19 protein-coding genes are annotated in these 21,236 nt (G+C 40.4%); 7 read left to right on the forward strand and 12 right to left on the reverse strand.

The window, feature by feature from the left end:
- Positions 1-56: 56 nt before the first annotated feature.
- Together OQ267_RS16120 and OQ267_RS16125 are read left to right on the forward strand one after the other, a co-directional pair.
- A complete protein-coding gene (locus OQ267_RS16120) occupies positions 57-2,555 on the forward strand; it encodes a TonB-dependent receptor (protein ID WP_265836878.1) in 2,499 nt (832 codons plus the stop codon).
- A 50-nt stretch (positions 2,556-2,605) separates the two neighbouring features.
- Positions 2,606-3,748 carry a PepSY-associated TM helix domain-containing protein gene (locus OQ267_RS16125; RefSeq protein WP_265836879.1) on the forward strand — a complete coding sequence of 381 codons (1,143 nt, stop codon included), beginning with the start codon at positions 2,606-2,608 and terminating at the stop codon, positions 3,746-3,748.
- Between the two features lie 805 nt (positions 3,749-4,553).
- On the opposite strand, the gene OQ267_RS16130 is transcribed toward OQ267_RS16125, so the two are convergent.
- Together OQ267_RS16130 and OQ267_RS16135 are read right to left on the reverse strand one after the other, a co-directional pair.
- Positions 4,554-5,018, reverse strand: coding sequence for an Lrp/AsnC family transcriptional regulator (locus OQ267_RS16130; protein WP_088300587.1), 465 nt, complete (start codon positions 5,016-5,018; stop codon positions 4,554-4,556).
- Positions 5,019-5,312: 294 nt separating this feature from the next.
- On the reverse strand, positions 5,313-6,473 hold the full coding sequence (locus OQ267_RS16135) for a cysteine desulfurase family protein (RefSeq protein ID WP_265836881.1): 1,161 nt from the start codon (positions 6,471-6,473) through the stop codon (positions 5,313-5,315).
- A gap of 637 nt (positions 6,474-7,110) precedes the next feature.
- On the opposite strand from OQ267_RS16135, the gene OQ267_RS16140 reads away from it, so the two are divergent.
- Entirely contained in the window at positions 7,111-8,454 is a 1,344-nt protein-coding gene (locus OQ267_RS16140) for a serine hydrolase (protein ID WP_265836882.1), read from the forward strand.
- A gap of 436 nt (positions 8,455-8,890) precedes the next feature.
- On the opposite strand, the gene OQ267_RS16145 is transcribed toward OQ267_RS16140, so the two are convergent.
- The gene (locus OQ267_RS16145) at positions 8,891-9,652 is read right to left on the reverse strand and encodes a metallophosphoesterase family protein (RefSeq protein ID WP_265836884.1); all 762 of its coding nucleotides are present in this window, start codon (positions 9,650-9,652) and stop codon (positions 8,891-8,893) included.
- A 421-nt stretch (positions 9,653-10,073) separates the two neighbouring features.
- Here OQ267_RS16145 and OQ267_RS16150 point away from each other — a divergent pair, with 421 nt between their 5' ends.
- Positions 10,074-10,643 (forward strand): hypothetical protein, encoded by a 570-nt coding sequence (locus tag OQ267_RS16150; protein ID WP_265836886.1) that lies wholly within the window; start codon positions 10,074-10,076, stop codon positions 10,641-10,643.
- Positions 10,644-10,920: 277 nt separating this feature from the next.
- Here the strand turns inward: OQ267_RS16150 and OQ267_RS16155 are convergent, their stop codons facing one another.
- Both OQ267_RS16155 and OQ267_RS22485 read right to left on the reverse strand, forming a co-directional pair.
- Complete coding sequence (locus tag OQ267_RS16155) at positions 10,921-11,838, reverse strand: AraC family transcriptional regulator (protein WP_265836887.1); 918 nt, start codon at positions 11,836-11,838, stop codon at positions 10,921-10,923.
- 33 nt (positions 11,839-11,871) lie between these two features.
- Complete coding sequence (locus tag OQ267_RS22485) at positions 11,872-12,027, reverse strand: hypothetical protein (protein ID WP_265836888.1); 156 nt, start codon at positions 12,025-12,027, stop codon at positions 11,872-11,874.
- A 158-nt stretch (positions 12,028-12,185) separates the two neighbouring features.
- Between OQ267_RS22485 and OQ267_RS16165 the strand changes: the two genes are divergently transcribed.
- Positions 12,186-12,806, forward strand: coding sequence for a hypothetical protein (locus OQ267_RS16165; protein WP_265836889.1), 621 nt, complete (start codon positions 12,186-12,188; stop codon positions 12,804-12,806).
- Positions 12,807-13,312: 506 nt separating this feature from the next.
- Here the strand turns inward: OQ267_RS16165 and OQ267_RS16170 are convergent.
- The 7 genes from OQ267_RS16170 to OQ267_RS16200 form a co-directional block, all read right to left on the reverse strand.
- Complete coding sequence (locus OQ267_RS16170) at positions 13,313-13,813, reverse strand: cupin domain-containing protein (protein WP_088301312.1); 501 nt, start codon at positions 13,811-13,813, stop codon at positions 13,313-13,315.
- Between the two features lie 11 nt (positions 13,814-13,824).
- A complete protein-coding gene (locus OQ267_RS16175; protein WP_265836891.1) occupies positions 13,825-14,886 on the reverse strand; it encodes an alpha/beta hydrolase in 1,062 nt (353 codons plus the stop codon).
- Between the two features lie 16 nt (positions 14,887-14,902).
- Entirely contained in the window at positions 14,903-15,634 is a 732-nt protein-coding gene (locus OQ267_RS16180) for a carboxymuconolactone decarboxylase family protein (RefSeq protein ID WP_265836892.1), read from the reverse strand.
- A 97-nt stretch (positions 15,635-15,731) separates the two neighbouring features.
- Positions 15,732-16,838, reverse strand: a complete 1,107-nt coding sequence (locus OQ267_RS16185; RefSeq protein ID WP_265836894.1) for an alpha/beta hydrolase — start codon at positions 16,836-16,838, stop codon at positions 15,732-15,734.
- Between the two features lie 35 nt (positions 16,839-16,873).
- Positions 16,874-17,326: a cupin domain-containing protein gene (locus OQ267_RS16190; protein ID WP_265836895.1), complete on the reverse strand. Its 453-nt coding sequence runs from the start codon at positions 17,324-17,326 to the stop codon at positions 16,874-16,876.
- Positions 17,327-17,371: 45 nt separating this feature from the next.
- Positions 17,372-18,355, reverse strand: a complete 984-nt coding sequence (locus tag OQ267_RS16195; RefSeq protein ID WP_265836897.1) for an aldo/keto reductase — start codon at positions 18,353-18,355, stop codon at positions 17,372-17,374.
- Between the two features lie 19 nt (positions 18,356-18,374).
- On the reverse strand, positions 18,375-19,226 hold the full coding sequence (locus tag OQ267_RS16200; protein WP_265836899.1) for an aldo/keto reductase: 852 nt from the start codon (positions 19,224-19,226) through the stop codon (positions 18,375-18,377).
- Between the two features lie 198 nt (positions 19,227-19,424).
- Here OQ267_RS16200 and OQ267_RS16205 point away from each other — a divergent pair, with 198 nt between their 5' ends.
- Both OQ267_RS16205 and OQ267_RS16210 read left to right on the forward strand, forming a co-directional pair.
- Complete coding sequence (locus OQ267_RS16205; protein ID WP_265836900.1) at positions 19,425-20,321, forward strand: helix-turn-helix domain-containing protein; 897 nt, start codon at positions 19,425-19,427, stop codon at positions 20,319-20,321.
- Between the two features lie 10 nt (positions 20,322-20,331).
- Positions 20,332-20,808 carry a nuclear transport factor 2 family protein gene (locus OQ267_RS16210; protein ID WP_265836901.1) on the forward strand — a complete coding sequence of 159 codons (477 nt, stop codon included), beginning with the start codon at positions 20,332-20,334 and terminating at the stop codon, positions 20,806-20,808.
- Positions 20,809-21,236 lie beyond the last annotated feature (428 nt).

Here is a 21,236-nt window from a genome sequence, read left to right on the forward strand (position 1 = left end):
GCATGGGGAAAACAATCATTTTAATTTTACTCACCATTTTGATTACAAACTCAGCTATGGCACAAACCACAGCTTTGAAAAAAAGAATCAGCATTCAGCTTAACAATGTCTCTATCGCCCAGGCTTTGCAAGAAATAGAAACCAAGGCAGGTTGCAGTTTTATTTATAGTCCGGATTTGTTGAATGCAAATAGAAAAGTGAACTTAACTTATCAAAATGCCACTGTAGAATCTATTCTTCATGGAATTTTTGAAAAAGAGATCAGGAGAATAGAGGTAAAAGGAAACCAGATTAACCTTCAGCCTTCAAATGGTAAGGGAACGATTAAAGGGCGGGTGATCACGAGCGACGGCCTGGCTGCGGCATATGTTAACATCGATATGGGCGGCAGCAAAATTCAGGCAGATGAAAATGGTCTTTTTAGTTTTAATAACGTAGAAGTTGGAAGCTATACCATCACAGCCAGGTATGTTGGGTTAAAGGAGCAGGAACAGCGCGTTCAGGTTACTGCAAATGCTACAGTGGAAGTTTTATTCACTTTATATGAGGATATGCGGGCACTGCAGGAAGTGGTTGTGAATGGCGAGCGCGTAAATAGATTTGCAAACAAAACGACTGAATATGTTTCCCGTTTACCCTTAACAAACCTGGAAAATCCACAGGTGTATAGCGTAATAACCAAACAGCTGATGCAGGAACAGGTGGTGGTAACCGTAGCAGATGCCATACGCAATGCCGGGGGTGCCGTTTCTATCACCAACCCTTCTGGCGGTGTCAGCGCATATTTCAGGGGATTTGGAACCGGAATTAATGCCCGTAACGGCATGGAATCTACTTCAGACCGCTCTGCTGTAGATTTAGCGAACATCGAACGCATTGAAGTGATGAAGGGACCTTCAGGTACTTTATTTGGTGCGTCGGTTTCGTCCTTTGGCGGGGTTGTGAATGTGGTGACAAAAAAACCGATAGAAGCAAAACGTACGGAATTTAGCTATACTTCGGGGAGTTTTGGCTTAAACCGCCTTACACTAGATATTAATACACCGCTTGATCAGGAAAAAAAGGTGCTTTTCCGGGTAAATTCTGCCCTGAATCGGGAGAGGAGTTTTCTGGATTATGGTTTTAACAACACTTTTTTACTGGCACCAAGCATTACCTATCACGTCAATGAAAGGCTGTCATTAAATGTTGATGCAGAGTTGTTGCAGGTACATAATACGCAGCCGATGAACTATGTATTCCGATCTGCAGCCATTAAACAACCGAGCGATTTATTACTGGACTACCGGAAAACATTGTTTCATGACAATGTTGATGTTCAAAATTATGCGACACGTATATTTGCTGAAGGGGTGTATAAACTATCAGATAACTTTAAGTCCACTACACTGTTTTCTTTTGTTTCTGAAAATGTAGATCACAGTTATCAGCGTTTGGTGATTTGGTCTTCTCCCAGTAATGTAACCCGGGCTTCCTATGTGTATGGTCCGGTTTATAACGGATACACAAATATCCAGCAGAATTTTAATGGCAAGTTTAAAACAGGGAGTTTTACCCATAATCTTTTAATTGGTGCAAATTACCGTCATTATACTTCAAGTTTTCTATTTGCGGATATCCAGCCCATTGATCAGATTGATGTTACAAAAGCCTTCAAGCCAATTGTTAGCCAGCAAATTGATAAACTGGTAAGCTTTGCACCTTTTCCTTCCCCAACGCAGCAAACGGCCAGTGTTTATGCATCAGACATGATTAACCTGTTACCGCGTCTTTCGGCCATGTTATCACTGCGTTTGGATCGTTATAAAAGGCAGGCCGTTGAAGGTGATGAAGATGGTTATAATCAAACTTCTTATGCACCTAAATTTGGTCTGGTTTATGAATTGCTGCCTAAATCAGTTTCACTTTTTGCCAATTACATGAGTGGTTTCCAGAATGTTGCCCCGGTATCGCAGCCGAATGGCAGCCGGCAGGTTTTAGATCCCTTATTCGCTACCCAGGCAGAAGGTGGGATCAAAACAGAGCTTTTCGAAAAGAAACTCAGCTTTACCGCCAGTTATTACCGGATCAATATTGATAATGCTACCCGTTTGAATGAGGAGTTATTTACCATACAAGATGGGAAGCAATTAAGTAAGGGCTTAGATCTGGAACTGATTACGCAACCCGTTGCCGGTCTGAACATTTTGGCGGGATATGCTTATAATGATAATCGTATCATTAAAGCAGCTCTGGATGCTAATATTGATGGAAATAAAGCTGCAAATGCACCTGAAAATGTAGCGAATTTCTGGGCTTCATATGCTTTTCAGAATCAATTTAAGGGACTGGGATTTGGTGCAGGAATGAATTATGTAGATAAAATGTACAAAGCTTCAGATAACAAATTTTTTATTCCGTCATACACCCTGGTTAATGCCGTAGTATTTTACAATAGGCAGGCCTGGGGCATACAGGTTAAAGCCAACAACGTTTTTAATAAAAAATATTGGGACAGTTGGGCAAATGCGCAGGCACCGGCAAATTTAGCGGCGAACCTTTCCTTCCGATTTTAAATGCGTGAATAGGCAACCAAGGTTTAATTCCCTGGTTGCCTGATTAGTATATGGATTTAAGAAAAAGATTAATTGCCATCCACTTATGGATCGGGCTACTTTCAGGGCTGGTTGTGATGATATTGGGATTAACGGGCTGTATCCTTGTTTTTGTCGATGAAATCAAGCCCCTGGTTTATGCAGACCGAATGCAGGTTTCCCCAGCATCCGGCGAACCGTTATCTATGACTGTAATGATGCAGAAGGCGCATGAGATCTGGGGTAAAGATAAGCCGGTATCGGCCTTAGAGATTGATAATGATCCCATGCAAACATGGCATTTCAGGGCTTACCGGGAAAACAATATCAATGTTGGAAATTGGTATTGGCATGAGAAAAAGTTCTATGAATCGTTGTTTATGAACCCTTATACCGGTGAATTGGTTTTTCATGAACAGTCTGAATTTGAATTTTTCAGGATTATCTTGTATTTACACTGGAGTTTGTTATTAAAAACAGAACTGGGTCAGCCTGTTGTTGGCGTGGTCACCCTGCTGTATGTTATTTCCTTGCTCACCGGCCTTTATTTGTGGTGGCCAAAAAATAAAAAGGCCCGGCGGGTTCGGTTTTGGTTTAAGTGGAAGAAGAATACCGGTTTAAAACGCAGGAACTATGATCTCCACAATATTCTTGGTTTCTACGTGATGAGCCTGGGGCTGGTCATTGCCCTCACCGGAATGATGTGGGCATTTCCGATGCTGGATAGGGGACTGCAGAAGGTACTCAATCTGAGTGAAAATTCGAAAAAGACAAAAGTAGCGATGGTACATCCATTGCCTGAAAAGGCTGAAAGTAAGGGTTTAGATCTTATTTTTAAGGAGATCAAAAAGAAATATCCTACAGCAAAGGCCTACCATTTTTATTTTCCGGCTAAGCAGCTGTCAACAGTAATGGTGCTTGCCAGCTATGATCAGACTTTTAAAACAGTTACGAACCGTTACGACGTGCTTTCAGGGCAATTGTTAGAAACCAGTAGGTTTGAAGACGAACGTATCGGTGAGCGATTCAGCGCAATGAATTATGATATCCATACCGGAAATATTCTGGGTTTACCCGGTAAAATACTTGCTTTCCTGGGATCACTGATTTCTGCATCTTTACCCTTAACTGGTTTTTTGATCTGGTACAACAGAAAGAAAGGCAAAAGCACTTAGCTGCTGTTTCAGGTGGGGGAAAGCAGTGCTTCTTTTTTTAGGAAAACAAATGCTATGGGTTTTTGATCCAAGCCATGTACTGCTCTAATCCTTTCCTTTGTAATTTCGCTTTCAATCGCAGATCGAGCAAAAAAATATAGAGACCTTGCTAAGGGTAATCTTGCGTATCGTGATGCCAGGTTAGGCCTATGTAATTTAAAAGCCTTCAAATGCACCACTAGCTTTAAGAACAACTTGCTCTTTTTTCAGGATGGTTGCCTTTCTTTCGTCTGAAAGCAAAAATTTTCTGGCATTAACGTTTATTTAGGCAATCTTTTATGGAAGTTAAGGGGGTCCATTGTGTTAAGGCAGCCGGTTTGCCATCTTTGGTCTAACCTTCAGACTGTTAAATTCAATTCCAATTCACCGCCGTTTTAAGTGCTTTTGGATCCAAGAACGAGCAAGCCATGATCAGCCCGCAGGGTGCCGGTTATGTTGAAAATTATATCAAATTCCTGAAAGCCGGATTATAGGCGTACCGGAAAGTTAAACTGGCGTTTTGTAGAAGTTAAGCCAGCATTTTTAGTTAGTTAATGATGAATAAGGGGGCAAGCTGGATGGCTTGCCACTTATTAACGTCGAAGCCTGCTGAAATGAAGAATGTTCAGGATATAAATCTTTGATACAGGTGAGATCGATATTCAATTCAATGATTTACCTGCCAGCTTTTAAGTTTTTTCAGCTAATCAGGTACCGGCGCAAACATCCATTCATATGGCGTAGTCAATAGGGTAAAGCCAGTTATATTCGAGGTAAATCCGGTCGTTTATGAGATCGGATAGGCAGTATCGCTTTTGGCTTCAGAGAGCACGAAAAAACTTTGTACAGTGGTTATATTAGGCAATGTTGCCAGTTTTTGACGATAGAAGTCGTGATAGGCATCCATATCACGGGTGGCAATTTTCAATACAAAATCGAAGCTTCCGGTCATTTGAAGGCACTCCATTACTTCCGGAAATTTTACGACTTCATCTTCGAAGCCTTTAAGTGTTTCCGCGGCATGGTCATTTAACAGTACCTGACTGTATGCGATCAGGTTTCTTTCGATCTTTCGTCTATCCAGAATCACGACCGTCCGCTTGATGTAGCCTAACTTCTTTAGCCTTCTGATTCTTTCATGAATAGTGGCTACTGATTTATACAGCTGGCCTGAAAGCTGCTTGTGGGTAATGCTCGCATCCACTTGGAGAATTCTTAGAATTTCTTTATCTGTTACATCTAGCTCTGTCATATGATTATTGATCTGTTTAAAAGGATAAATGCCGGATTATTTTTGCAATGATCGAATGGCACGGAATCTCCGGTACATTTTATGCTTCTGTTGTATCCGGCCCAATTCATTATTAACATGAAACGTATGAACCGTTATCCATCACCGCAATATACCAAATACTCTTCGGATGAATCAACTATCTATTGAATTTCAAAATTTTACCGGCTGGATGTTTTTTTGATCCTTTTAATGTCATTATTCGCCAGCACTGCCGCATTCCTGTTATGGATGAATTGCCTGTATCCATATCCATTATAAGATGACAGCCTGATCCTTCGGTAACAACATACTGCTGATGGATTCAAGCGTGAAGTCGATAGCCTCCACACTGGTCATTTTACTAAATGAAAACCGGATGGTTGCACCTGGAAGATCCTTCTTTAAGGCGGTGATCACGTGACTTCCACCATCATCGCCGCTACTGCAGGCACTCCCGCCAGATGCGTAAATTCCTTTCCTGTCCATCAATGCCAGCATTAAATCGGTATGAGTTCCGGCAGGAAAATTGACACTCAGAACCGTATAAAGTGAATTTTCTGAACTGTTGAAGCTGATATTTTTCGAGATAGCTTTAAGTCCAAGCCTCATTCTTTTGTTAAGAGATTTGATGTATGAATGATCATGTAAAAAGTTATCCATAGCCAAGGCAAGTGCTTTTGTAAAACCTATAATTCCATGAACATTTTCTGTGCCAGCCCGTTTCTTACGCTCCTGGCTTCCGCCATGAATAAGCGCACCGAACTTTGTTCCATCGCTAACATAAAGAATGCCTGTCCCCTTAGGACCATGAAACTTATGCCCTGATGCCGAAGCAAAATGAACGCCATAGTCAATCAGGTTGATGGGGTAATGTCCTATGGTTTGTACGCAGTCTGAATGAAAAATTGCACCATGCCGGCGGGCAATAACGCCAACCGCCTCAATTTCCAGCAAAACACCTATCTCATTGTTCGCATGCATCAGGCTAACCAGGCATTTATGACCTTGTTTGGTATATGCTGCCAGTTGATTTTCCAGATCCGGGAGGTCAACTTCTCCCATCGCATTGAGCTTAACCAAAGAACAGCTGAGTTTATTGTACTGACAGTAGTGTTCAACAGTATGGAGCACAGCATGATGTTCTATCGGTGACGTAATGATGTGTGTGCAGCCCAGTTCATTAACTGCAGCTGCAATTGCTGTATTATTGCTTTCTGTCCCTCCGCTTGTAAAATAAATAGAAGTGGCTTTAACACCAAGCATTTCTGCAACCTGTTTTCTTGAGGATTCAATTGCCAGCCTGCTCTGTCTGCCCAAAGCATATATGGATGATGGATTTCCGTAATATTCCTCCATATAAGGGATCATCGATTCGAGAACCTTTGGGTCAAGCTGAGTCGTAGCCGCGTTATCTAGGTATGCAATTTGGTTCATTATGGGAAGTTTATGTTAAACTTATTTTAGCTTCACAAAATTGATGTTGTTAGCGTTCACAATCAATCACTTGTGAATTTTCCATGATTATTCCGGAAATCTGGGGTGATTTAACCCTTATGCCAGAATTTTATGAGGTTTGCCGGGCTGGAAGCATAAATTTTTCAGAATTATTTTTGATTTCAGCGGCATTTAAACAGGAAGTTGAGGCGAAGGCAAATCACCGTATGCCTAAAGCCAATAATACAGAAAGATGTAGTGTATAGCATGGCAGTATCTTAGGGAAGTTCAAAATACTTTTCTACCTATCAGGGAAAGACAACTAATTTTGTTCTGCCCAGCTGTAAAAACTTTTTCGATAAAATTCGGTATTGGATGCTTTAAAATAGAGGATATGAGATACGGAAATAATCTTATCTATGATTTGACTTTACAATAGCCGTGGCGAAGAGGATGGTTTTACGTTCCACCAGAACCCAGTGGTGATTTGATAAAGAAGAAGATGACCTGCCAAAGTCAGGTGGGATGCTATTTAAATGGATGTAGAAGAATATAATTTTAATTGAACATAGACCAAACCTAAACCTGTAACTTTATCTGCAATTTCTATCTAAAAGGAAATTCATTCAACAATTTCATGAGATACTTTTTGCCGATTCTTTTCCTTTTCAGCAGCACCCTTAGCAAATCCCAAACTTTACCACAAAAAATAGATACCCTCATCAGTACTTATGCAAAGCTCAATAAGTTCAACGGCACCATTTTAATTACGAAATCCGGACACACTATTTTTGAAAAGGCATATGGATACCGCAATGCGGAAAAACACATTAAGGCAACAACAAATGATATCTTCCAGTTAGGTTCGCTGACAAAAAGCTTTACTGCTGTTTTGATTATGAAGCTTGTGGAAGAAAAGAAACTCAGTTTAAACACCAGGATTATCACATTTTTTCCCGCAGTCCATCCCGAAAAGGAAATCACCATAGCACAACTGCTGAACCATACATCGGGGATCCGCGAAGAGCTGCGGAATGCAGAATTCCGTGCTAAAGTATTATCCGGCCAGCGTGTAAGCAAACAGGAAATGCTCGGCCTTTATGCTGCCGAACCGCTGGATTTTGAACCTGGAACTGAATTCTCTTATAGCAATTCAGGTTATAATCTTTTAGGAATGGTTATTGAAAAGCTGACGGGAATGTCATACGGAGCAGCCATGTACCAATCTGTTTTTAAGCCATTGGGCATGAGCCATAGTGGTTTTGATTATGCTCAACTAAAAAGCAGCTTAAAAACAAAAGGTTATGCCTACATTTCTTCCACCCGCATTGTCCCTGCAAAAGTATGGGATGCCAGTACAACCTATTCTTCTGGCGGATTGTATAGCAACGCCAGAGATTTAGCGGTATGGAATAGGGCACTCAAAGAAAATAAACTGATTTCTGCCGCCAGCCTCAACAAATCTTACACGTCAGTAAAAGGAGATTATGGATATGGATGGTTTATAGATAGCGTGGCACATCGGAAGATGGCCTATCATGCAGGTAATGTGGAAGGTTCAACAAGCTACTTTTGCCGGATCCCGGAAGATGATATTTGTATTATCATGTTGATTAACCAAACCAGTACGACTATAGAAAGCATTGGTTCAAAAGTTATCGCCTTGTTATATGGCCAAAAATATAGCCTACCCAAACCAAAACAGGCGATCGCACTTACCACTGACCAGGTAGCGAAGTACGTCGGGAAGTATGATATTTCTGATGAGTATATCACTACCATTAGTTTAAAAGACAATCAGCTTTTCATTGCAACCAACCATAAGCCGCCGGTAAAGATGCTTGCCGAAAGTGCCAGCAGGTTTTTTATTGAGGATGCTAATATGAGTTTGATATTCAGCACTACTGCTGAAGGGAAAATTCAGCTGAGTATTCGTGACGGTTTGTGGAGTGGTGCGGGCGATAAGAAAGGAAATGATTGATTACAATTCGAATAGTTGCAGATGTAAATAAACAGCGCCGCCGTGCCGTTGACTACATCAATAACCTTAAGGCATTTAATTATATTTTCACCATCTTTTATAAAAACGGAATTGACTGTTCCATCGCCATTTTTTGTAAAGAAAACTGTTGCATCCAAATCCATCAGGAAAAAATTATCTTCAGTTTTTGCCAGCAAATGAAGAAGAGGTATTCCAGACATTCTCAGAACCAATCCATTATCATATGATCTTTAGCCTTAGTGTATATAGCATAGCAATTATAGACAGGAATAAATGGAACTGTATTGCCAGATAAATTTCCAGAAAATGGGTATTTGCGGAGATGGTCATGTATTCTTCGAATACACTTGAGTTTTGAAAAATACTTGATTACGTGGCACTTCCGGACGTCCGTAAACATGCCAGAGCTAATATCTCATTTATCAATATTGACCAGCATTGTGCCGATCTGATTATCTTCAATAGTGATGATTCTATAGCCGAATATCCGGTCATTAATCATAATGGATGGAACCGCCTTTTCTATTTGATAGGCGCATGCAGGAGTTGAATACTGGATAATATTTTGTTCGGTACATCTATCTTCCATATGATAGTGCCCGCAAAAGATAGTTACCTCATTTTTAAAGGCCAGCAACACCTGTTTTAATTCGTCACGTCTGCCCAGTGCTGCGCCAAAATGATCTATGGGCGTGGTGATTCCTAAAATTGGATGATGAATGAAGATAATCACTTTTTTCTCTGTCCTCAATTCGTTTTTAAACCAGGCCAATTGTCTGCCGCTAATGGAATTTGAAGAAGTATCCAGATAGATGTACTTGTAATGTTCATCTTCCTGTGCATATTTCAGTTCTTGTGTATCATCTGTATCCTCATGGCGATAATATGTTGAAACTATTGCATGAGTATCATGGTTTCCCAGAATAATCCTGGGTTTAAGCCTATATGTATTCATGAGATCAAAGAAGTGCTGATTGGATTTTTCGGAACCGATATCGCCACCGAATACCACTTCAGAGATTCCTTTTTTTACAATGTCATTCAGAACAGTCCGTAAATTTTCCTGATGCGCATCAGCCGCTTCACGGTAAACCATTTTTTCTGAACCAGACCCTTCATTTATCAGGAAAACCTGTTGCCCCAAATGTGTATCCGTTAAAAATGCTATCTTCTTCATGGTATTGTATCTCACTGAATAAACAAAAATAGGAGTTTCCCTATAAACGCTGATATGGAATAACTGAGGTGTTTTGATTTGGCAATTAACACAACATTAATTTCAATCCCTGGTTATACCAGGAAGTTTTATTTGTAGCTTAATTTACAAAAATGTAATAAAAAGTTTAGGGAAAATTATTCACTCAATAACTGTTTTTTTTGCAAAACTAATTCATAAAATAAAAAATACAGCTTCAACTATATGGACGAACGGATTATAAAAATGCAAAAAGATTTGAGGCTGCTAAAGTGGTATGCTTTAGGCATTACACTACTTTTATCGGTGCATTGTTTTTTCTTTTACGCCTTCAGGAGTTAAACATTTTGAAGAGATATCAGTAGAAAGAATCAATATATTTGAAAAAGAAGGTAAGTTAAGGATGGTGCTTTCCAATAAAAGCCGGTCACCAGAGTTTCTTGCTTATGGAAAAGGTTTGACGCCTCCTATACCAGGTGGATTAAGACCGGGCTTAATTTTTTTTAATGATGAGGGTACGGAGAATGGCGTGTTAGTATTTATGGGTGGTAAGGATAGTATTGGAAATTACAATGCTACAGGCCATTTGTCATTTGATCAATATAACCAGAATCAGGTAATTTACCTTCAATACTCAGATACGAATGGTAGTCAAAATACTGGGCTGCATATCGATGATTGGCAAAATTTACCTGATTTTTGGGATTGGCGAACGGCGTACAAGAAGGCTCAAAAACTTCCGGAGGGTAAGGAAAAGGAAGCACTGCTTAAAAAATTGATTGAGCCCAAAGCAGGCCACAGGGCATATGCGCAACGGGTATTTATTGGCAAAGATAATGAAAAAACAGTGATGGTTACTTTGGCTGACCGCATGGGTAGACCGCGTTTACAAATGCAGGTTGATTCAAATGGTAATGCACAGTTGAATTTTTTAGATCAGAAAGGAAAGGTAACATATCGTTTGCCAAGATAATCAATTTATCATATCAGCACATTTTGGAACGACACTTTTTTGCCAATATCATGATGATCGGTGCTGCAATGGCATTTCAGCAGAGGCATGCATAGGAAAGCAAAACTAGGCTGTATTTAAATCATGAAATAAGAGGCATGGTTTAACGGTTTGTGTATAGTTAGGTGGCGGATTTATAAGTACTTTACTTTTTGTTTAACGAGAAGATTATTAGATGTTAAAAACCTTTAATTAGCACAAAACCGCCGTTAACTATACACACTGTACCGCTTTTCTATTATTCAATTGGTATGCAAAAGTCAACAATTGCCTTTCTTTCCGGATGGTCATTAAAGTTGTTGTGATAAATCTCAAAAGGCTTTTTATCCGCTTTTTTATATCCATTTTCGTTCATCCATAAAAACAATCCCGTCCATGATTTCTCAAATTCATTCAGGCCAATTTCAAAACTACCTACAATAAATTTTCCTTTTTGAATTGAAGTTAATCCAATTTCGCCCTTTACTTCAACCGGTTTATTTAGCAAAATTGAAGCACTCCTTCTTACTTTGCTGGCTTCTGTAACCTTAAAACTGTTGTGGTAAATCGTAACCATTTTAGTTTGCGCATTTATCAAACCTTGAGGTGTAGCCCATTTCATTAATGTTTGATAGGCAGATTCAAGGTTCTGTGTTCCAATACTTGACACATAAGCCAAATCCATTTTTGGCATTTCTTTAATTTCAATTTTTGCATTCATGTTGATCCATTTTTTAAGGTTATCAATGATGCAAATGTATTTTTCATAGCTGGGATAGGCTTGTCCGTCCTTGCTTTCAAGTTGACAAATCTTGCTATGTCTATTCGGATTTTGCAGTTTAAATTCTGTTGGACTTATTCCGAAATACTTTTTAAAAGCTCTTGAAAATGAAGAATTATCACTAAATCCGTATCGATGTGCTATCTCAGATGTTGTTATATTTTTATGCAACAGGGCCAAAGTTGATTTTTCTATCTTCTGTCTGTTTACGTATTCGTTCAATGTCTCACCTGTAATAAATTTGAAAATCCTATGAAAGTGGAAAGGAGAGAAAAAAGCAATTTCTGCAATTTTATTTAATGACAAATCAGCATCCAGGTTTTCATCAATAAATTCAAACACCCGGTTAATTCGATTTTGATAATCAGCTTGTATTTCTTGATCTGTGATGGTCATTTTTTTAAATGCTGTACAACTTATGCCGATAGTCTATAATATGAGGTATTTTCTATATGCCAAATCTAGAAATAAATCCTGCAACATTAAATTTAAGCGGCTTTTTATCACATTGTCCCATGGTGGATAGGCGCTAATTCTATGTCTTTCCTGTTTATTACTTCTAGTCATAATTCCCTTTTCTGCCAAAACAAATTTTGGAAAAATAAATTGCCCAAAGTCATTTTTGCTGGAATAATTATAAAATCCAGATCATCTAACGTAATAAAGGGTTTAGTTATTCTTTCTTAAAGTAATGCCCCATTTATGCCTGTGGTTTTCCTTCAAATAATACTTAATTTCGTGATATGTGTAACCTTAACCTACATTCGTCATTTTGGGAACTATTGCCGCTTAAAGGCCTGGGACCGATACGGTTTTTGACGGATAAATCAGTGCTGCAGACACATCACGAAGAACTCGGATCGATCACGGCAGAAAAAAACGAAAATTTGCAGGAGCAGCAACAGCAACTATATGATACCTTTAATCAGTTCAGTGAATTTTTCAGTCAGGAGGATTTAAATAATGTACTTGAAGCAATGCAGGTGGTCGGAGATAGCCGGGATGATATCTCGAGGGTGTTCATGGATTCAGGAATATCACTGGAATATAAAGGCAATCAATTGGTGGAGGTTTTTGCTGACGACAGGGCGAAACGGCTTCATTTTCAGGGTATGCCCCTTTTTGCTTCAGACCCGACGCAATTGGTGATGTACATCAGCAAGCAATTAAAGGAAGTCCCTTGTATCAAGGACGAGGAAATTGCTTTCCCTGAGCACCATCTTTTTTTATTTTCATTCCTGAGTGAGCAGCCAGGTGGTGCATACCAGGAGGGGAAAAAAAAGGGTAGAACGGTTAGCTGGTGGAATACTGCAAGGCCATATGGTGAGGATCTATCTACTTACCGTACTTTAGAACTGATTTGAGATCAGGTATTTGGCGCAAGCAAAATGGGCTTCTTCCACAACAGGAGGTACATCCCCCTGAGTGTTTGAATACACGCACATCACTTGTTCAATTTTCCACTATTTTCAACGTACTGTTTTATGTCTACGAATTAGGGATAAAATCTTTCCTGTCAGTCGCTATGAGTATTCTCATCAATATAAAATAACCGATACTCAGTGAAAATGTTATCCGAATGGATATGGCCGGGCACTAATTTTCAAACGTATAACAGGATATATAAAAATAATGTTGAAGTGGCTGCTTTACGTTACCTTATTCACGGAGGATTTCTTTTTAAATGTGATTGTTCAGAGTCGATATTTAACAGTTCTTGTTTCTGAATGCAACTGATCGAAAACTCATCATCAAAAACCAAAATTTTGATTTGAACAATGGCATAAGTTTATGACAATAGGTTATGAAGAAATATTTTTTAGGAATGCATGTGACAATTATAAACCAAACAGATTCAACCCTACCTTAATTATAATATTTTCTTTCTGGCCGCCCGTTCGGCATAATCATCATCACCAACAGCATCCAACCATACCGTGGCTCCTTTTTCCCTGCCTGTAAGGGCAACCTGAACAAATGCCGTATCCGGGCTGGCACCATGCCAGTGAGGAATGTTTGGCGGGCATTTTACTACATCACCCTTGCGAAGGATAATTTTTGATTTACCTTTTTCCTGATAATAGCCCACGCCATCCGTCGCTAATAGAATTTGTCCGGCTGGATGGATGTGCCATTTACTCCTTGCTCCCGGAGCAAAGGTCACATTACCAACTGCTGTTTGATTTATGCTGTCTGCATCTACAAGGGATTTTACCCATACATCTCCTTCAAAATTATAAGTTGTATTTTTATCGCCCCGGGGAAAGAGAAGTTCATTTTTCTGACTTATGCTTTCTGCTTTTTTATTGCCGTTACAAGCTACCAGAAAGATGACCACCAATGGCAGGATGTATTTCAGATGATGTTTCATATTCATTCTATTTAAAGGTTGGCCTGGTAAAATTCAGTCAATTTATTTACGGCCTGTGATACATATTGCGGTTTCCAATAGCTTTGTATGTGAGTAGCGCCTTCGATAACAAAAAGCTCCTTGTTTTTCGCTTTTGTTGCTTTAGGAAATGCCTCATCTGTCATGTACTTTGTATCTGCCTTGCTTCCAACGATCATGAGTAGGGGCTGCTCAATCAGATCCATATTGGATGTAGCATCCCAGGTCATTAAGTCAAGCAGACTGCTCGTGGTATACAAAAAGGTAGAATTTGGATGTGCATGCGTGCGATAATAATATTCATATCCTTCCCGGTAGAGGTCAGTTGGTATTTTGGCAATTTCTTCGTCTGTGATGCTTGCTACTCCGGCATAAGTTATTTTTTTTCCGGCAGCTTCCGCTGCACGTGCATGTGAAGCTTTCAACAAACGCTCCTGGATAGTGGCAACCTGAGAGTTCTGAAAGCCATTACGCCTTACTTCACCCGAATTAAACATACTTAGAGTCGCCACCGCCCTGAATCGTTTGTCAGACTGGACAGCCTTCAGCGTATAGCCGCCACCTCCACAGATCCCCAAAACACCCAGGCGGCTCGCATCAACACCTGGATACCGGGTGATAAAATCTGCCATGCCATGAATGTCTTCCATCCTGGAAGCTGGTTTATCTGTATGACGTGGTTCGCCACCACTTGCACCCTGGTAAGCGGCGTCTGCCGCAATGGTGATATAGCCTGCCTCTGCCAATTGCTGCGCATATAAACCTGCCGTTTGTTCTTTAATCCCACCATTTGGATGAGCCACCGCAACTGCCGGATATTTTTTTGATGCATCATAATTGGCAGGTGTATAAACGTTCGCAGCTATTTCAATACCGTTCAATTTATATTTCACCGGATGAACATTTACTTTTCCCTTTTCATTTTTTGTAATCGCTCCCTCGTATACCAGCATGTAGTGGTTTTGCTGTTTTCCCTTTTGACCGGATTGAGCACATACTACATCCGTAGCGCCCACTGAAATGGCCATTGCGATTATTGATGTTATTTTTTTCATCGTCTTCCTACTCAGTTTAGTTCTTACTTTTTAGCACTTCGCTCAATACCTGTTGTACCTCGGTGGCTTCATTTTTACCCAATTCTTTCTTGATGACTTCAGTAAAATGCTGTAGCTGACCGTCGCTTAGTCCCATATTGAGACAAATTTTCAGGTGCGACTGCAGCATTGGTTCAACACCTCCGATACCAGCTAGTACAGAAATTGTCGCTAACTCCCGCTGCATATAGTTGATGACATCCCTTTCAAAAATATCTGAAAACAGATGTTCTTTCAGAAATACCTCTATGATAGGGGCAAATGCAGCGTAACCGGATTGGGTGGAGCCTTGCGGGGCGTCTAAAAGTGTATCTAAAATGGCTTTGCCCCGGTCATATTTGCTGCGCCCGTCTTTGATCGCTGAAGCTTCTCTTCCAGGTACATCATGAATTCCTTTGGCTTTACGCTCATCCAGCACAGTCATGAATGTTTGTAATCCCCTGATACTTCTGGGAAATCCGGCATACGCATAAACATGAACAATTATCTCTCTGATCTCCTTGATCGTCAATCCCTGATCCAGCCCTGCATTCAGTGCCGGTTTAAGTTTCTCTAACTCCCCCTTGCCGGTGAGTGCCGAAATACGGACAATTGCCTGCTGTTGACCGTTTAAAGTCTGCCCGGCTTTTGTTTGGGCATTTACAGCAGTGGATATAAGTACCGAGATCATCAGTGAGGTTAATGCCGGTATTATTTTAAATAGCTTCATAGGTAAATTATTATTTCATAATCAATCTTTTAACGATGTAAAGATCCGAAAGATTGATCGGATAGAAGTAGACGGGTTACGGAGATGATGACCAACATTACTGATCCAATTTCTTATCCTTTAGCCATTTGGACAGCTCATCCGCTACTTGCACATTATTAAGATCAGAAAATGGGAAATGGGTATTGCCTTTAATTCCAATTTCAGGTAGATGTATGACCTGCGCATCACCTCCATGCTTGTTTATGGCCGCTGCCCAGCGTTTTGCCATTTCCAATCCTGAACGCCAATGATCCATGTTCCAAACTGGAGTTGGCTCAGCGGCGATGTTATCACCATAGTACATTACAATCGGTATTTTAGTCAGTTTATCAAAGTCTGACTTCGGTATTTCTACTCCTTTCAGTTCCCCAAAAAGTCCTGCAGATTTGATGGGATCTGGCAGTTCTCCTGCCGGAAACACAAAACCGCTATAGGGTTCGTAGGCTATGATGGCCTTAACTTTATCATTTTTAATGGCTGTTGTCCAACCGGGGCCACCTCCCTGGGAATGGGTGACTAAAATCCCATCGCCGATTTTGTTAAATAATTGTGAAACCGCATCAGCAACAACATTGCCATCGAAAGCGCCGGTGTTCGGGGTCATCTGCCTGTAAAACTGCTCCAGCGAGCCATTGTCCTTAGGGAATTGAACGCCGGGAAAATAATCCGGATAGTTGCCTATTCTGAACTGGGTAAACCAGAACTGCTCATCAGCGGTTGGCTTTACCTCAGCAGCGACAGTGCTTTTACCGGCTTCTCCGCGCCGGGGCTGATCCAATAAGTAAATACCATAGCCTCTGCGCAGGAAAATATTTTGAAAACCCTCCCTTCCGTCGGGGGTGGTTTCCCATGTTCTCTTAGACTGACCCGCACCATGCAGAAATACCAGGGGATATTTGTGTGCCTTCACAGGAATTTGATAAAAAACATAAGCATGGTCTCCATGAAAAGTTTGTCCCTGCGGCTTTAGTGCATTAGCTAACTCAAACTGACCAGGCTGTGAAACCTTTATGCCGCCAATGGCAAAACTTCCTTGTTGGCGAATGACTAACTCATTATGATCAACTCCGGCATTTATAATAGTACATGCTGACAATATTACCGATGTTATCACCACTGTTAATCCGACCTTTATCCTGATATTTCCTGCCTTCATTTTCATCGTTGATTGATTTTTATTTTTTATCGTGTTTACGACTATTTTTTTTCTTTGTATACCACATCAGATACCCGTTCAAGCCAAGCGGTTTTCCCTTTTTCAGTAGGTGAAGTGGCAATATAGGTTACCCCGGTTTCAGAAGTTGCTCCATGCCAGTGTTCAACTCCGGGCATACAACGGATGACCTGTCCTTTGCGCACTGTTTGTTTGGTTTTGCCTCTTTCCATGTAATAACCCACTCCTTCAGTAATAATTAAAATCTGTCCTCCGGGGTGAGTATGCCAATCCAATCTGGCACCGGGATCAAATATGGCCACAGAAGTACCATAGCTGAAAACGCTGTCTGCCGGCTGAAGCTCCGTAAGCCAGACATTACCTACATGATGGACATTTGGCGCCTTTTCTCCTTTCGGAAATATCGGCGTTTGCTGTGCTTTAACTGTAATACCTGCTATTGCCAGCATGATCAGTACATATAATTTTTTATTCATTTTCTTATTTTAAAGTCTACGCATAATTTGTTCTGTTTATTAAAATTACCCACCTACCATTTTTTGACTCTGCGCCGGGTAGCGATGTCCATGTATTTCAATCTGATTCAAAGCAGCCTGTATTTCAGTAAGTTCGTTTTTAGTAAGACTGATGGTTGCCGCAGCAAGATTCTCTTCCAGTCGGTGTAATTTGGTTGTTCCGGGAATTGGCACTATCCATGGCTTTTGTGCCAGTAACCAGGCAAGTGAGATTTGTGCAGGACTGGCGTTTTGTTTTGATGCGATACTTCCCAGCAGGTTTACCAATGTCTGATTGGCTTTGCGGTTTTCCTCAGAAAAACGTGGTACGGTGTTTCGGAAGTCAGTGGTATCGAACCTGGTGTTTTCATCAATCCTGCCAGTTAAAAATCCTTTGCCAAGCGGACTAAACGGAACAAAGCCAATTCCAAGTTCTTCCAGAAGAGGGATTATCTCTTTTTCGGGTTCACGCCACCATAATGAATATTCACTTTGCAATGCCGCTATTGGCTGAACAGCATGTGCCTTACGAATTGACCCCGCACCAGCTTCAGAAAGTCCGAAGTGTTTTACTTTGCCCTCAGCAATCAGCTCTTTAACTGTTCCCGCCACCTCTTCAATGGGTACGTTCGGATCTACGCGATGCTGGTAAAATAAATCAATACGATCTGTTTTTAGCCGGGTTAAGGACGCTTCTGCTACCGCTCTTATTGTTTCTGGACGACTATCCAATCCTTCGCTGGTGCTGGCATTTTTAAAACCAAATTTAGTCGCGATAACCACTTCATCACGAAAGGGTGCAAGTGCTTCACCGAGAAGTTCTTCATTGGTATATGGTCCGTAAACTTCTGCGGTATCAAAAAAGGTCACTCCAAGCTGAAATGCCTTTTGGATCAATTCGATCGCCTTACTTTTATCGGCAGCCGGGCCGTAGCCAAAGCTCAATCCCATGCAACCTAATCCTAATGCTGATACTTCCAATCCACTTCCACCTAATATTCTCTTTTGCATAATCTCTAATGATTAAATTTTATTCACCTACTTTTCTTTCACCAAGCCATTTAACCATAGCGGGATCGCGATGGTCAAAAAACAAACTTTTCCCGGTATCCAGCGTAGCGATTTCTTGCATATCCTCTTCGCTTAACCTGAAATTAAAAACATCAAAATTTTCATTGATCCTTTCCTTTCGAACTGATTTCGGAATAACAACAACGTCGCGCTGAATCATCCAGCGAAGTATGACCTGGGCGACACTTTTGTTATGTTTACCTGCAATGGAGGATAGCAACGGATGGCTGAATATTTCGTTCTTGCCTTCTGCAAACGGTCCCCAGGACTCAAGCTGCACGCCATTTTCTTTTAAAAAAGCTTGTGTATCTGTTTGCTGGTTAAAGGGATGTGTTTCTACCTGGTTCACTGCCGGTACCACTTTGTTGTGTATAATTAAATCCATAACCCGGTCAGGATGGAAGTTACTTACACCAATAGCCTTTATTTTTCCAGACGCATAAATTTCTTCCATTGCCCGCCATGCCCCATGCACATCGCCGTAAGGCTGATGGATCAGGTAAAGATCGAGGTAATCCAGCTGAAGTTTTTTTAGTGATCTTTCAAAGGCCAGCTTAGCTTTTTCATAACCCGCATCTGAAACCCATAATTTAGTGGTGATAAAAAGTTCTTCCCTGGCAATTCCGCTTTCCTTTATGGCCTTGCCTACAGCTTCTTCATTTCCATAGATGGCCGCAGTATCAATTAAACGGTATCCTGCCTCAATTGCCTGTAAAACACTTCTCTCACATTCATTCAAGTCAGTTATCTGAAATACGCCAAATCCTAAAACAGGCATTTGCAGTCCATTATTTAATTTTACATGATTCATAACATTCATTATTAATGACAATACATCATAAGTTGTTTTTAATAACTAAACCCATTATCAGGTACAAAGTTCGTGTCTTAGAAACCCCAAACAGGTAGATAAATTACTGCTTATACTACCAATATTACAGATCGGGCTGCTGATGGTAAATTAACGTGGCAGTAATGATTAACTTTGATCAACAAATTTGAAAAATGTATGGAAAGGGAATTTAACTTTCAGACGGTCAGCGAATACAATGATTTCAATAATCATGAAACCGGTCATCCTTTGGTGAGTGTTATTGATTTTTCAAAGGCAGCGAAAAGAACAGGATCAAAAATGCACTTTGAACTGTATTGCATTTTTTTGAAAGACGTAAAATGCGGCGATTTGAAATATGGTCGTCAGCATTACGATTACCAGGAAGGAACGCTGGTGTTCATCTCGCCGGGCCAGGTGGTTGACGTTGAAAACAAGGTAGACGAATACCAGCCAATGGGACACGGCTTAGTTTTCCATCCTGATCTGCTGCTGGGCACTTCATTGGGGAAAAGCATCAGTGATTACAATTTTTTTAGTTACTACACCAATGAAGCACTGCATCTTTCAGCAAAGGAGCGTAAACTGGTGCTTGATTTATTTGCTAAGCTACACAGCGAATTGCATCAAACCATCGACAAGCATAGTAAAAAAGTGATTGCCTCGGGGATTGAATTACTTTTGAGTTATTGTGAGCGATTTTACGACAGGCAGTTTATTACCAGGGATACGGTGAATAAAGGAATGCTCGAAAAATTCGAAGGATTGCTGAATGGCTATTTCAATTCAGAAAAGCCTTACACTATCGGACTACCCAGTGTGGCTTATTGCGCCGATGAACTACACCTTTCTGCCAATTATTTTGGGGATCTTATCAAAAAAGAAACAGGTAAGTCTGCCCAGGAATTTATCCAGGCCAAGATCATTGAAGTGGCTAAAAATAAAATCTTTGACAGCAGTAAGACGGTAAATGAAATCGCTTACGATTTAGGATTCAAGTATCCGCAGCACTTCATCAGATTGTTTAAAAAGCGCGTGGGCAGTACCCCGGCTGAATATAGAACCCTCAATTAAAGCACAGATCATGAAAAAACTAGTTTATGCATTGTTTATCCTCTTCGGAGGTGTTCAGTACGCTCATGCACAAGCGTCAACCGTAAATGTAACTACGCCCACAAAAGTTGAACAGGAACTACTGGACCTTTCCAGAAAGAAATGGCTTTGGATGGCAGATAAAAATGTAGATTCACTTGCACTGTTATTTGATCCAAAAGCCATGTTCGTACACATGGGAGGCAGTTGGGGAACAACTCAGGAACTGAATATCATTAAATCAGGAGGCATTCACTACAAAAAAGCAGAGGTCTATTCGGCTTCGGTTAAAATCATCGACAATACTGCCATTCTATTAAACGACATCGATTTGATAGCTGCCTTGGGTAATAATGAGGTGATCAATCCTTTCATGGTAACAGAAGTATACATCAGAAAAAATGGCAAGTGGATTATGGGTTCTCTCACATTTTCTAAACTCTCCAGACCTGTGAAACTTAAACAATAAACTTCCACAGAAGAAGATGGAAAAAAACTGATTTTTTAACGTTTCCTTGCGTCTCCTGCTTTTTCTGATAATACTCTTCTTTGCTTCAAGAATTGCTATTCATCTATCAGTTGGCCGCTCATCAACCTAAAAACTCATGGCTATACATCAATGGATATGAACAGATTGACGAGATAAAACTTAGGTTGATGGGTGAGAAATCAAACAGCAAATTAATCTTTTTAAAAATACTTTCCATATTCGCCGGACAGAAAGCGAAACGTTTTTTTCCGAAACAAAAAAAAGTTTCGGAAAAGAACGTTTCGGGTAGGAGAAACAATTTTACGAGAAACAAAAAAAAGTTTCTCCTGAATTTGTTTCTCTTCGAAATTGGCCGCTTCAGTCTAAAATTGTCTGCATAGAAAATTCCGCACTTCTCAAAAACCAGT

This window comes from Pedobacter sp. MR22-3 (genome assembly GCF_026240075.1).
In the GTDB taxonomy this organism is placed as follows: domain Bacteria; phylum Bacteroidota; class Bacteroidia; order Sphingobacteriales; family Sphingobacteriaceae; genus Pedobacter.